Origin of the sequence: Propionigenium maris DSM 9537 (genome assembly GCF_027925155.1) — a bacterium.
GTDB lineage: Bacteria > Fusobacteriota > Fusobacteriia > Fusobacteriales > Fusobacteriaceae > Propionigenium > Propionigenium maris.
The window spans coordinates 147,920-160,942 of record NZ_BSDY01000009.1; the positions used below are offsets into that span (position 1 = coordinate 147,920).

Consider the following 13,023-nt stretch of genomic DNA (forward strand, 5'->3'; position numbering starts at 1 on the left):
AGGTGCGCCAATAAACATTTACACAATGCCCTTTCTGTGCTATCTTATAGTATAGAAAAATCAAGGATGGTGATAATTTTGAAAACTATAAAAACCTTTATGTTGATGTCTGTAATGACACTTATACTCCTCTTCTTTGGTAACCTCCTGGGAGGAAGAAGCGGAATGACCATTGCTCTTATCTTCTCCTTTGGAATGAACTTCTTTTCATACTGGTTCAGTGACAGGATGGTACTAGCTATGTACAGAGCACAACCCCTGGAAAGGGACAATAAGGTATACCAGATAACTGAGAGGATAGCCCGTAATGTGGACCTTCCAATGCCTAAGGTATATATAATTAACCAGAGTCAGCCAAATGCCTTTGCCACTGGTAGAAATCCCAAGAATGCAGCTGTTGCTGTGACAAGGGGACTTCTTGAGATATTAGATGACAATGAGCTGGCTGGAGTAATCGGCCATGAGCTCGGCCATGTGAACAACAGAGATATTCTTATAGGTACTATCGCAGCTTCCATGGCTGGAGCTATCTCCTACTTGGCAAGTATGGCCAGGTGGGCTGCGATCTTTGGAGGTGGAAGAAGAGATGACGATGAGGGTGGAAACCCTATAGCTCTTATTGCCACTGCAATCCTGGCTCCCCTGGCAGCAGCACTGGTACAGATGGCCATCTCCAGAACCAGGGAGTACAAGGCCGATGAGTATGGGGCAAAAGCTGCCGGAAATGCCCTCTACCTGGCAAGAGCCCTTAGAAAGCTTGAGATGTGGAGTAAGAATATACCTTTCAAAGCCAACCCGGCTACATCTCACATGTTTATTGTGAGTCCCCTTTCTGGTGAGGGAATGGCAAACCTCTTCAGCACCCACCCAAGTACTGCAGAGAGAATAAAAAGACTGGAAGAGATGGCTGAAAGAGGATTTTAACTTTCATCTTTTAAGGCAAAAACAATAACAGGAGGATTACATGAAGACTTTTAAGATTATACTTACCCTTTTAATGACACTGGTAGTCTTGAGCGGATGCTCTAGCACGAAAACAAGCAGATTATACTTTGACTCCAAGCCCTACCACTACCTGACTGGTAAGAGCAGCGACGGAAACTACGACCTTCTTCTCTACAAGGTAGACGGGGAGCAGCGTTTCTACCTTCAAGAGAAGAACAGCGACTACTCCGAGATCACTGAGGAGATCTGGGGAGCATGGGAGGATAGAAATGGTATCCTAAACCTGCTCACAGAGGACAAGAGGTCTGTAAGGATCTCTGGTTACAAGAGCACCCCTCATGTAATATACACAGATATTCCTAAATTAGGTAATACTACCTTCCAGGTATCCAAGAAGATCTACCTTTATAAGGGAATGGAGGAGAAGGACGGGTATACCTATAACTTCACCCTGAGACTTTTTGAGAAGGGAAAGACTATTCCTATCTACCTCATTCCTCCAAAGCACCAGGAGAATACCTTTATCCTTGACGTAGAGGAAGTTAAGGATGGAGAGGTTATCTCCCAGGAGGAGTTTATAGGATACTGGAATATCAAGGAAAGGATTATGTTCCTGAAGATGGAGGATGACCTTATGCACTTTAAAACCCAGAGAGATAAACTGGAGTTAATAAGCTATGAAAACAGATATGATCTTGACGGGATAAACCTGGAAAAGGTCAGATAGAAGCAACGTGACGTTGTATCCTTATAATCAAAAGGATCACTGATTACTTCAGGCAACTTTTAATAAATTCTATACTTTCATTGGTAATAAAAAAGGGGCAGAGTCGATGACTTTGCCCCTTTATATAAATCAACTTAAAAGGAGACCTACATGAAAAACTTTAAAGCTATAACAATCTCTGCTCTACTACTTCTTCTCTCCCTCACCTCATACTCCATTACCCTTTCCACTGAGGAGCTGAGAGAAGCCGGGGAGAGGATCTATCAAAATGAAACCGGGGGTATCAGAGAGAAGTTAATCCACTGGAATGTAGGGGAGGAGTTTGCTTCCCTGGGAATAGGGCACTTTATCTGGTATCCGGAAAACTTCGATGGGCCCTTTGATGAAAGCTTCCCAGGGCTCCTGGCTTACTATAGAAGAAATAACATTCCGCTCCCTGAACTTTTCAGAGACACTGTCTACTGTCCATGGGATACAAGGGAGGAGTTTTTAAAGGCGACCTCCTCTAAGAAGGTGACAGAGGCCATAGTCTTCCTGGAGAACACAAAGGATATTCAGGTGGCCTTTATCTATGAGAGGCTCCAGGGCTCCTTAGAGGGTATGCTTGCTGCCACAGATAGGAAGGAACATGTCAAAGAGCAGTTCTACAGGGTGGCTCACTCCCCTGGAGGACTCTATCCCCTTATCGACTACGTGAACTTCAAGGGAGAGGGAGTAAAGGAAAGCGAAAGGTATATGGATAAGGGCTGGGGGCTTCTTCAGATCCTGGAAGGAATGGAGGGAACCTCCAAGGGAAGGGAGGCCTTGGAGGAGTTCAGAAAAGAAGCAAAGTTTGTGTTGAAGAGAAGGGTGGACAACTCTCCCAAGGAGAGGGGAGAGGAGAGATGGCTCCCTGGATGGTATAGAAGAATAGATACCTATAGATAGAAGAGGACGACCGATGGTCGTCCTCTTTTAATTTTATGTTGAAGTTAACCCCTGTATCTGATGGGATCCACACTCTTATTATTTATCCTTACCTCAAAGTGCAGGTGGGGTCCCGTAACGTTGCCGGTCTGGCCGCTCTCAGCTATCTTTGTAGCCCTATCAACCTTCTGCCCTGCCCTTACATCTATCTTATCCAGGTGGGCATACCAGGTGCTGTACCCATTGGGGTGGTCTATTACCACTGTTTTCCCATATCCCCTGAGCCATCCTGCAATACGTACTGTTCCTCCCTCTGCTGACTTAACAGGGGTGTTCATTGCGGCCTTCAGATCCACCCCAGTATGAAAGGATCCCCTCTTACCGCTCACTGGATGGGTTCTGTATCCCCAGCTGCTGTTTACGCCTCTCCACTGTACCGGCCAGTAGAAATCAAGGTTTCCAGTTGACGCCACGGCACCTACCTTAGGGGTAAGGGTGGACCCAGTTATCTTCAGCTCCTGCCCCGGATAGATCCTGCTGTCCTTGAGGTTATTTATCCTTCTAAGTTCCCCTGTTGTGGTACTGTATTTTTTCGCTATTAACCCGAGGTTTTCACCACTCTTCACCTTATGGGTCCTTATCTGCCCTACCTTCAGTGTCTGTCCAACCCTTATAACATCACCGTTTAGGTCGTTTAGGTCCCTCAGATCCTCTATCTTCATATTGTACCTTCCAGCTATGGAGACAAGGCTCTCACCCCTTGCAACTATGTGCTCACTGAAGTCATATATATTCAGCTTCTGTCCGGGATAAATCCTGTCGTTCTTCAGGGAGTTTATCCTCTTAAGCTCATCCACTCCTATACCATACTTCTTGGCAATCAGTGCGAGATTTTCACCATTTCTCACTATGTGGTTTCTGTAGTCTCCCACATATAATTTTTGTCCTATCCTAATCCTATCTCCATCAAGGTCATTTATCTCCTTAAGCTTCTCCAGACTTATATTGTGGATTGCAGCAATACCTGAAAGGGTATCCCCGTGTCTCACCATATAATCTTCGGCGAATACCAGTTTAGATAGAAAAATAACCGGAATAAATAACTTCTTAAACTTCAAACCCTAACCTCCGCTGTCTTTAATTTGCTCTAAATAATACCTTAGCAGAGTTTTGTGTCTAAAGTGTGAAAATTCAGATAATTTATTTTTCCTTTACCGTTTCAAGGTATCTCTTGCACTGGGTACACTGTACCTTGTTATTTTTCTTTATAAACTGTGAGGAGGAACACCTTATCCTCTCCCTGCATACCCTGCACTCCTCGGTACCATAAACCCTGTAAAAAAGTGCCTCAAGCCTCTCAATTATCTCCACTATATCCAAGTTCTCAAATATCTTCATACTTATCCCTCCCCTAAACCCTTACACTTTTTGGAGTTTAATTCCTTTAAGTCTAAAGATATTTATTTTAAAAGGAAATCTCCCTCTTTTATCAAATTATCTAGTAGGGAGGAGGGATAAATATGAAAAAAATTATTTTGATACTCTTTATAGCACTATCCTTGAATGTAGTATCGGCCACCCCGTCATATATGGATGAGAGGGGATTTATGGAAAAAACTCTTATAAAACTCAGGTTGAGAAAGGATATCTCCAAGTCCTTTAAGTATTCCAAGCTGAAAGTTTATTCAAAGAGAAGCGGAGGCTACAGAAGGATTCAGGGACGGATAAAAAACCAGGCTGATGGCGACTTCCAGTGGGCTACCTTCAAGGTTATGCTGGGAGAGAAGAAGAACAAGCTGGAGGAGGTATACAGATTTACCATACATAACTTTGAGAAGAATAAAACCTACTTTTTGGATTCCAATGTATATGTAGGAGACACCAAGGGAAAAGAGATGCAGATAGTCTATGTTAACAGTGAGGAGAAATAGTGTGGAGGGACTTGCCTTAGAGGGGAGTCCTTTTTCTATGGCAAAAGAAAGCTTGAAGAAGAGAGACTTTTCAACTGAAATATTATACAGCTTATTTGAAGGGATTTCCTCTACCATAAAGTATAGTGATATTAGGGACTTTGTGTTAAGTGGCAATGGTTAATCTTATATTTTTATTCTCAAGGAGTGGTTCTATGATAAATAAAGAGTCCATTATGGATACTGTACTCCCCCAAAAAGAAAAGTATTATAAAACCGATGACATAATATTTTTAGCTAAGTTTAATGAGATGCTTTTAACAGCAGATACAGAGGAGGTCTTCGATAAGTTGTGTCTACTGATCTCCAAGTACATCAAAGTTGATGAGCTTCAGATCTATCACTTTAACCTGAGGAATAAAACCTTCAGGTTGAAGATATATCTAGGAAGGGAGGAGAACCTTGAGCGTGATTTCTACCTTGAGAGAAAACCACTACTGGCTCATGCCCTCTTCCACTCTCAGGCTGTGAGACCCCCTGGAGATAACTCTACTCTCTACATGTTTATAAAGGTAAACAATGTCCCTATAGGCTTCATTCAGCTGAAGGTGGATAAAACCCCCGGAGTTACCTGGGATACTGTAAGGCTCCTTGAAAGCCTGGTTAACTTTGCAGGAAAAACCCTTGAACAAAACCATCCGGTAGCCCACCTGCACTCTACATGTCCTGGATGCAGGATCTTGGACAGAGCTTCCTTTGAAAAGAAGGTAAATATAGAAAGGAGGCGGGGTAAGATCTTTGGAATGAAGCACACTATCCTAAGATATCACCTGGAGCACAAGGAGTTTGAGTTCTTCAGGGATGTAATTGCCAGCTGCGTAAGGGAGACCGACTACATTTCCTACGACTACCACGAGAGACTACTGCTCTTGCTATTCCCTTGCAGTTCACCGGAAAATATTGAGAATATCGAGAGAAGGGTTACTGGACACTTTAAAGCATTTAAGATTCAATACAGATAGAAAAAATAAGGGGTATTACCCCTTATTTTTTTATACACCTTTCCACATCAATATAAGAGTTTTGCACCTTTCTCTTGAAAAAAAGGTGCCCAAAGTTCAAGACTTCCGGTAATTGTCTTTTTTAGCATAACAGATTTTTCGTTTCTTTTATGGGCTCTAGATAGAACCTATACTGTTTAACGAAACGACGTAATCTATTCTGTGTAGCTCGACGACTACCTGTAGTCGGCTTTTTAAATTATAAGTTCTAAAGGTGTCCGAAGTAGTCGATATAACTTTCTACTTTAAAAGTCAACTAGACCGTCATGCCACTTAAGTTTATCATAACGTTTCACACAATTATTTTCTTACAGAGTTATAATTGTATCTTGAAAAGGTCGGATATTAATAATTAAAGTGTAAACATTACGTAGGACTAGATCTTCTTTGGATACTTTCTTACATCATGGTAAGAAAGTTCCTCGCTCTCTTGAGAAAGTGAAATAATTTTTTCATACCTCTATAGGACGACATCTATAAACAATAAAAAAGCAGAGTACCCTCTACTCCGCTTCTTTACTTAAATATCAGGTCCTTTCGACCCTCATAGACCGTTCTTCCCAAGCCCGTAAGCTCCGGCTTGGCACAAAGAAGTCCTTCCCCTTTAATGGTTAATCCTGTAATACAATTAGAGGATTCTCCCCAGACAACGAGCTTATAAAATCTCATTCTATCCTCTATACTCTCAAGATTATTAAAGTAACTTAGAACTGCGTCTTCCCCTTCACTGACCATCTGCAAAAAATCGATCTTTCTCTTGATATCAGCTCCCATCTCATTTACCTCCTCTACTTTAAATCTTCCCCACCACTGTAGAAGAAACAAAAACCTTTCTCTTTCTAAACATTACATTCAGTTTTAGGCCTTGATTAGAATTTACCTCATTTTTAGGAAAAAAGAAACCCCCTTTAAGTAATTTTTAATAAAAAATTTTCAATCGTTCTTTTAAAAAGGCATGTTTAGCCTAAGTTTAAATATAACCTTAATTATATTTTTAGCCATATAACAAGCCATTCTCTAAGTACGAATCCTGGGATTACTCCAGATGAAAAAATAGAGTATAATAAAAAGAAAAGTAAAGGAGGTATCATATGAAATTAAAGTTTTTAGGGCATTCAGCCTTTTATGTGGAGGAGGGGAGCTTTAAGGCTCTTATAGACCCCTTTATCACCGGGAATCCTCAGGCAGCTGTAAAGGTAGAGGATTTCAAGGATCTCACCCACATCTTTGTAACCCACGGTCATGGGGATCACCTGGGGGATGCTGTACCCCTGGCCAAGGCTACTGGTGCCACTATCGTAACAAACTTTGAGATAGCAGATTACCTGGGACAGTACAATGTAAATATCCACCCCATGCATATAGGGGGAAGGGTAAAGCTCGATTTCGGAGTAGTAAGGATGACCAATGCCCTCCACGGGTCTGGAATATCTACCGACAAGGGTATGATCTACGGAGGAAATCCCGGAGGCTTTGTTATAGAGGTAGAGGGGAAGAAGGTCTACCATGCCGGAGATACAGGGCTTACCCTGGATATGAAGCTTCTGGAGGATGAGAATATAGATGTTGCCCTCCTTCCCATTGGAGGAAACTTCACCATGGACGCTGTAGATGCTGCAAAGGCTGTAAACTTTATAAAGCCTAAGGTAACCATTCCCATGCACTATAAGACATTCCCAGTTATAGATGCAGATCCAGAATCCTTCAAGAAGATGGTAGAGGGTGAGGTGGTCATCTTAAGTCCTGGTGAGGAGTACATATTTTAAATTTAAATGGCTGTCTGCAGGCAGTCGTCCAGCTTCAGATGAATAACCTCCTTCATTGCGTTTAACAAACCTAGAGCCATTCGGAGCCATAGAGAGCAATGAATACCTTGTTCTGACACGTAAAGGCAATTGTCGGAGCACTTTTACAGAGTTCTTAGTTTCTCGAATAAACTTTAGAACTCTGGGAATACCCTTGCGGGTAGAACTTTTGTGTACCTTTTGTTTCAAGACAAAAAGTATAAAATAGTTTTATAATGTTTGCTTTTATAAAAGAGATTTTCCTAAATATTAAGATGTGTGCTTTATACAAAAAAAGAATGGTCTTAGGACCATTCTTTTTTACTAACTCTATTTTTTGAGCCACTTACTCCACTCCTCTGGCTGGTATCCCAGGGTAGCCTTTCCGCTACACCTGACTATAGGAGTTTTATATAGATCCGGGCTCTCCTCTAGGAGTTCCTCCACATCATAGTACATATACTGGAGGTTTCTCTTCCTATACTCCTTTCCATCTGTATCCAGAAGCTCCTCTAGGGTATACTTGTTCAGTATCTCCCTTAGCTCTCCCTTGGATATCCCCTTCTTCTTCATATCTATGAACTGCACCTTTATTCCTCTCTCCTTGAAGTACCTCTCGGCCTTCCTTGTGTCGCTGCATCCCTTCTTACCAAAGATCTGTATTATCATCGTCCTCTCCTCTATATCACTCTCTTTACTACTTCTGAGATTCCTGTTACCAGCAGCCTCACTCCCACTGCCATTATAAATATCTGCATTATTCTGGAAAGAAGATAGAGCACCAGTTTTCCAAGGATCTTCTCCAGATACTTACCACTCATGAGAAGGACCTTTATAATAGCAAAGGTAATAATAGTTCCTAGAACGGTAACTACAAGTCCGTCCTGCTGCTTTAGTATCATGGCAGTGGCCATGGTTCCAGGTCCTACAAGCATGGGAAAGGCCAGGGGAGTCACTCCCATCTTCATGGCGTCCTCCTCAGTTGTAGTTTCTATCTCCGCCCTGCTCCTCTTCTTGGAGAAGAGGAGGTTGTTAAAGGCCACAACAATAAGGATCATTCCTCCTGCTATCCTTACCTCTTCCATTCCCACCTTAAAGAAATACTCCATAAAGACATGTCCAATGAGTCCAAAACCAAGGACTATCCCAAATCCAGCTGCTACAATGGTATTATATATCTTCTCCCGGGTACCTTCTGAAAACTCCTCTGTGAGTCCCATAAAAAGAGGCACATTACCAAAGGGGTTCATTACTGCAATAAGTGTCAATGCGCTGTTAAACACCGCATATAAAAATTCTTCCATCTATCTCTCCTTTATAAAATTACTACTGCTAATTATATGACTTTTTCCCCGCTATTACCACTTTTTTTTATTTTTTTAGGATCACAGTGCCAATAATAAACTATTCCTACTATCATTCCTTTTTTCCTTGCTGGTATCTCATAGGCTAACTAAAGAGAAATAAAGTTCTTTTTTTAACTCTTGTATTGCAAGATTTCAAATGTCATCTGTCATTGATTTTTCATGGAAAGGACTATATAATATAGTATAAATTTTTAGGAGGATACTTGATATGAATAAAAGCAACTCTTTAGGGGAAGAAAAGGTACTAAAACTCCTTTTTAGACTCTCCACTCCTGCAATAATTGCCATGCTGGTAAGTGCTGTCTACAACCTGGTGGACACCTTCTTTGTGGGAATGTTAAATGATAACGGAGCAATGGGAGCTGTTTCCATAGCCTTTCCAATCTTCATGGTTGTGGTAGCGGTAGGGCAGACCATGGGTGTAGGTTCCGGAGCATATATCTCCCGTCTTCTGGGGAGCAAGAATATAGATGAAGCTAAGAGGGTGGCTATGACCTCCATTATTACTTCAGCAGTTGTGGGACTATTGATTACCCTTACGGGACTTGTCTTCATAGATGAGATCCTTACCCTTACGGGAGCATCTGGATCTCTCTTTGATCAGTCAAAGGCTTATCTGCTCTACATACTCATGGCTTCGGTCTTTACTATCCTGAATATGAATATGAATAACCTTATAAGAGCTGAGGGAAATGCCATGTACAGCATGATAGCTATCTCCCTTGGAGCCCTTGTAAATGTGCTACTAGATCCCCTTCTTATCTTTACATTTAATATGGGGGTGGCAGGAGCATCCATGGCCACAGCTATAGCGCAGGGGGTATCCACTCTCTTCCTCTTCTCCTATTATTTCACAGGAAGAAGCAGTGTAGGACTTAATCTTGGTTTCTTTACTCCAAAGTGGTCCATCTACAGGGAGATCCTCATTACGGGACTTCCCTCCTTTGCCAGGCAGTTTCTTTCAAGCCTTGCCCTGGCCCTTGTTAATGTAGCTGTTATACCCTTTGGAGACGCAGCTGTGGCATCCATCGGTATCATCCTGAGGGTGACCTCTCTGGGGACCTACGTTCTCTTTGGAATAGCCCAGGGATTCCAGCCTATAGTGGCCTACAACTTTGGAGCAAAGCAGGTAGAGAGAGTCAAGGAAGCTATTAAGTATGCAGTTATCTTGAGCTCAGGCTTCTGTCTCCTTCTTTCAGGTACCTTTATTGTCTTTGCCAGACATATAATCGGAGTGTTCAGCTCTCACCCTGAGGTTGTTGAGATGGGATCCAGATCTCTTATAATTATGATTACTCTCTTTGTAGCCAATGGGTTCCAGATAATTATAACCACCCTCTTCCAGTCCCTGGGACATGGAAAGCAGGCCTTTATCCTGGCTGTTTCCAGGCAGGGGTTATTCTTTGCTCCGGCAGTACTGATACTTCCAAGGTTTCTGGGATTCTACGGAGTTTCATACAGTCTGGTAATAGCAGATATGCTTGCCTTCCTTCTCACCTTTGGAATGTATAAAAAACTTCAGAGGGATTTCAGGGAAGCCAGAGAGAAAGGTCTTCAGTTTGCATAATAAAAAGCAACGCGACGTTGCATCCCGATAATCTATTGGAACCTTGTTCCTTCATATGACTTTTTTATAAATTCTATACTTTCCTTAAATAATAAAAAAACCAGCCATTAGGCTGGTTTTTCTTTTCTATGAGATCTTTTCCCTCTTGCACATCTCCATCTGGAAACAGAGCTTAGTGACAAAGAGAGTTATATAGAATGGATTTTCCACCGGCGGAAGATTCAGACAGCAGTAGAAGATTCCTTCCAGTACCTTTAGATCCTCCTCCTTGGCTTCACTGGCTATATCAAATAACTTTCTGTTTACATATACAATTGTTTCCTCCCTGTTGAAGATATCGTTGACTCCCCCCTCGATAATGTCTGTCATATCAAAGTCGATCCCCTCCGACTCTTGTCTGGCAAGAGCTTCTAGGGCATAGTCATTGAATACCTTGTTGGGTACATGGAACTGAAAGTGAACTATATTCCTGCTGATAAAGTCCTTTATATCTAAGATAACATTATCTAGGTCATCCACCGTCATAAACTCCAGGAGTTTATCGTGGGTTTTTTCAAAGTGAAGGTCCACCCTGTCATCGGCGTTTTCAAGGACCTGCACCAGGCCGTCCTCCTGAAGCTTCCCCAGGAAGGAAGAGATGATCTGCTTATCCATACTCATCTTTTCCTTTAGATCCTCAACTGATATACTGTATTCCAGCACTTCATTCTTTATATTTGGTGAAATAAGGCTTTTTAAAAGATTAAAAAAAGCTACTTCCTTGGATTTCCCTCTATTCATAATACCACCATACCTTCCGCTTATTTAATTTAGTTGGTTACTTGATCCCTAAACTTTATATTAATACGATTATACTTTCATAGATTGCCTGTGTCAATTTTTATTGTACATTTATTGGAAGTTGTTCCAGCTTAAATTTCAGATAATTTTTTTACACAAGAAAAAGTATTTGATGTATAATTTAAATAGTCACAATAAAGATCGAGGAGGATTGTATGAAATTTTTAGGAGTAATCCCAGCAAGATATGCTTCTACCAGATTAGAGGGGAAGCCCTTAAAGGATATACATGGTCACACAATGATACAGTGGGTATATGAGAGGTCTAAGATGTCTGCCCTAGACGAGGTGGTAGTTGCCACAGACAATAAAGCCATCTACGACGAGGTAGTAGCCTTTGGCGGAAAGGCTGTTATGACCAGAGAGGACCACCCCAACGGAACAAGCAGAATAGCAGAGGTGGCTGAGAAGTACACCGACTACGATGTTATTATAAATATACAGGGGGATGAACCCCTTATAGAGGGAGATATGATAGACTCCCTTATAGCTCCATTTAAGGAGGAGAGGGACCTTGTTATGGCCACTCTGAAGCACAGGGTGGATAGCATAGAGGAGGTTGAGAACCCAAATAACGTTAAGGTGGTTACAGATAGGAATGACTATGCCATCTACTTCTCCAGAAGCCCTATCCCATATCCCAGAAAGCTTAATATGGGCAACTACTATAAGCACGTAGGGATCTACGGATATAAGAGAGACTTTGTGATGGAGTACTCCACTATGGACTCCACTCCCCTGGAGGTATCTGAGTCCCTTGAGCAGCTGAGAGTTCTGGAAAACGGCTACAGGATAAAGGTATTGGAGACTCCCTATAAGATAGTAGGGGTAGATACTCCTGAAGATCTTGAGAGGGTAAGAAATATTATTGCAGAAAAAAACATTACTCTATAAGAAAGGGAAGGCATTTAGCCTTCCCTTTTTAAAAGTGATTTCCGTTTTCATAGTAATCCTTCTCATTTAAGTTGGTAAAGATTACACATATATCCTCTGTAGGATGTTTCCTCTTAATTGCATCGGTTACTGCTGTGGCAGCCCTATTCTTAGCTTCCTGCCCCCTGTCAAACCAGAGAACCTCAACAAAGGGATAACCCTTGCTCTCCTGGCCGTCAAAGATAAACTCTGTATCTATACACTCAAGGGTAAACCAGTCTCTTGGGCACTCAACTATCTCTGCCAGCTGATCCACCAGTTCCCTGCTGATCTCCTTAACTTCTTCCTTCTCTACACCTCTAAATCTCAAGTGCGGCATAACTCCTCCTAAACTTCTCTCTCTATTATTTTTATCAGTTCATCCTTCTTGTCGTAGAAGAGGTTGTGTCCCCCCTCTACCTTTATTACCCTCACATCTGGATAGAGCCCCTCTACCTCCTTGGAGTTTTCAAGGGGAATCACCCTGTCCTCAGTACCTACAATTATAAGGGGAGATATCCTTCTCTCCTCCCTGCTCTCTATCTTCTTACTCATGAGCTTCTCCAGGCCTTCTATAAGGAGATCCTCTGGTATCTCCATTATCTCCTCGTGGTAGTCCCTCCAGTACCTCTCAGCTTCCTCGGTACTGTCGAAGCAGAGCCCTGTGAAGTCCTTCAGACACCCCTCTTTGTCTGTTCCAAGCCTCTTTATCATCTTCTTGAGAATAATCGGTCTTATAGTGGATGTAAAGTCCAGAGTAGGTGAGATGAGTATCATCTCATCTATCTTATGGCTCATCTCATACTCGATTGCATCCAGTGTTCCCATAGACCATGCTATGAGGGTTACCCTGCTGTAGTCCGAGAGTTTTATTTGTGGCCACTCCACTTCATCGCTGTAGTGCACCTCTGCATCCTTATATAGCTTCTCTATATCCCTGTAGAGGGATGTGGTACTAGACCACCCCTTAAATATCAATACAAGTTCCTTCAAATCCAGCCCTCC

General features: G+C 42.1%; 17 protein-coding genes. 9 read left to right on the forward strand and 8 right to left on the reverse strand.

What is annotated here, in order from left to right; genetic code table 11:
• The first annotated feature begins 78 nt into the window (after positions 1-78).
• The 3 genes from htpX to QMG11_RS11095 all read left to right on the forward strand — a co-directional run bounded on the left by htpX (position 79) and on the right by QMG11_RS11095 (position 2,599).
• The gene (htpX, locus tag QMG11_RS11085) at positions 79-924 is read left to right on the forward strand and encodes a zinc metalloprotease HtpX (protein ID WP_281835983.1); all 846 of its coding nucleotides are present in this window, start codon (positions 79-81) and stop codon (positions 922-924) included.
• A gap of 40 nt (positions 925-964) precedes the next feature.
• A complete protein-coding gene (locus QMG11_RS11090; RefSeq protein ID WP_281835984.1) occupies positions 965-1,672 on the forward strand; it encodes a hypothetical protein in 708 nt (235 codons plus the stop codon).
• 150 nt (positions 1,673-1,822) lie between these two features.
• Positions 1,823-2,599 (forward strand): hypothetical protein, encoded by a 777-nt coding sequence (locus tag QMG11_RS11095; protein ID WP_281835985.1) that lies wholly within the window; start codon positions 1,823-1,825, stop codon positions 2,597-2,599.
• Positions 2,600-2,643: 44 nt separating this feature from the next.
• Here QMG11_RS11095 and QMG11_RS11100 read toward each other — a convergent pair whose 3' ends face one another.
• Together QMG11_RS11100 and QMG11_RS11105 are read right to left on the reverse strand one after the other, a co-directional pair.
• Positions 2,644-3,696, reverse strand: coding sequence for a LysM peptidoglycan-binding domain-containing protein (locus QMG11_RS11100; RefSeq protein ID WP_281835986.1), 1,053 nt, complete (start codon positions 3,694-3,696; stop codon positions 2,644-2,646).
• 82 nt (positions 3,697-3,778) lie between these two features.
• On the reverse strand, positions 3,779-3,976 hold the full coding sequence (locus QMG11_RS11105; protein ID WP_281835987.1) for a hypothetical protein: 198 nt from the start codon (positions 3,974-3,976) through the stop codon (positions 3,779-3,781).
• A gap of 122 nt (positions 3,977-4,098) precedes the next feature.
• Here QMG11_RS11105 and QMG11_RS11110 point away from each other — a divergent pair, with 122 nt between their 5' ends.
• From QMG11_RS11110 to QMG11_RS11120, 3 genes are read left to right on the forward strand one after another with little or no spacing between them, the layout of a single operon-like run.
• Entirely contained in the window at positions 4,099-4,509 is a 411-nt protein-coding gene (locus QMG11_RS11110; RefSeq protein WP_281835988.1) for a hypothetical protein, read from the forward strand.
• Position 4,510: 1 nt separating this feature from the next.
• Positions 4,511-4,672, forward strand: coding sequence for a hypothetical protein (locus QMG11_RS11115; protein WP_281835989.1), 162 nt, complete (start codon positions 4,511-4,513; stop codon positions 4,670-4,672).
• A 31-nt stretch (positions 4,673-4,703) separates the two neighbouring features.
• Positions 4,704-5,510: a hypothetical protein gene (locus tag QMG11_RS11120; RefSeq protein WP_281835991.1), complete on the forward strand. Its 807-nt coding sequence runs from the start codon at positions 4,704-4,706 to the stop codon at positions 5,508-5,510.
• Positions 5,511-6,065: 555 nt separating this feature from the next.
• On the opposite strand, the gene QMG11_RS11125 is transcribed toward QMG11_RS11120, so the two are convergent.
• Positions 6,066-6,323, reverse strand: coding sequence for a hypothetical protein (locus QMG11_RS11125; RefSeq protein ID WP_281835993.1), 258 nt, complete (start codon positions 6,321-6,323; stop codon positions 6,066-6,068).
• Between the two features lie 317 nt (positions 6,324-6,640).
• On the opposite strand from QMG11_RS11125, the gene QMG11_RS11130 reads away from it, so the two are divergent.
• Positions 6,641-7,315 (forward strand): metal-dependent hydrolase, encoded by a 675-nt coding sequence (locus QMG11_RS11130; RefSeq protein ID WP_281835994.1) that lies wholly within the window; start codon positions 6,641-6,643, stop codon positions 7,313-7,315.
• 348 nt (positions 7,316-7,663) lie between these two features.
• On the opposite strand, the gene QMG11_RS11135 is transcribed toward QMG11_RS11130, so the two are convergent.
• Positions 7,664-8,002 (reverse strand): arsenate reductase family protein, encoded by a 339-nt coding sequence (locus tag QMG11_RS11135; protein ID WP_281835996.1) that lies wholly within the window; start codon positions 8,000-8,002, stop codon positions 7,664-7,666.
• Between the two features lie 11 nt (positions 8,003-8,013).
• On the reverse strand, positions 8,014-8,637 hold the full coding sequence (locus tag QMG11_RS11140) for a MarC family protein (protein ID WP_281835998.1): 624 nt from the start codon (positions 8,635-8,637) through the stop codon (positions 8,014-8,016).
• A gap of 271 nt (positions 8,638-8,908) precedes the next feature.
• Here QMG11_RS11140 and QMG11_RS11145 point away from each other — a divergent pair, with 271 nt between their 5' ends.
• A complete protein-coding gene (locus QMG11_RS11145; RefSeq protein ID WP_281836000.1) occupies positions 8,909-10,267 on the forward strand; it encodes an MATE family efflux transporter in 1,359 nt (452 codons plus the stop codon).
• A 126-nt stretch (positions 10,268-10,393) separates the two neighbouring features.
• On the opposite strand, the gene QMG11_RS11150 is transcribed toward QMG11_RS11145, so the two are convergent.
• Complete coding sequence (locus QMG11_RS11150; RefSeq protein ID WP_281836002.1) at positions 10,394-11,047, reverse strand: helix-turn-helix domain-containing protein; 654 nt, start codon at positions 11,045-11,047, stop codon at positions 10,394-10,396.
• A gap of 215 nt (positions 11,048-11,262) precedes the next feature.
• Here QMG11_RS11150 and kdsB point away from each other — a divergent pair, with 215 nt between their 5' ends.
• Positions 11,263-12,000, forward strand: a complete 738-nt coding sequence (kdsB, locus tag QMG11_RS11155) for a 3-deoxy-manno-octulosonate cytidylyltransferase (protein WP_281836004.1) — start codon at positions 11,263-11,265, stop codon at positions 11,998-12,000.
• 28 nt (positions 12,001-12,028) lie between these two features.
• On the opposite strand, the gene QMG11_RS11160 is transcribed toward kdsB, so the two are convergent.
• Together QMG11_RS11160 and QMG11_RS11165 are read right to left on the reverse strand one after the other, a co-directional pair.
• Positions 12,029-12,358 carry a DUF1904 domain-containing protein gene (locus tag QMG11_RS11160; protein ID WP_281836006.1) on the reverse strand — a complete coding sequence of 110 codons (330 nt, stop codon included), beginning with the start codon at positions 12,356-12,358 and terminating at the stop codon, positions 12,029-12,031.
• An 8-nt stretch (positions 12,359-12,366) separates the two neighbouring features.
• Positions 12,367-13,011: an alpha/beta hydrolase family protein gene (locus QMG11_RS11165; protein ID WP_281836007.1), complete on the reverse strand. Its 645-nt coding sequence runs from the start codon at positions 13,009-13,011 to the stop codon at positions 12,367-12,369.
• Positions 13,012-13,023 lie beyond the last annotated feature (12 nt).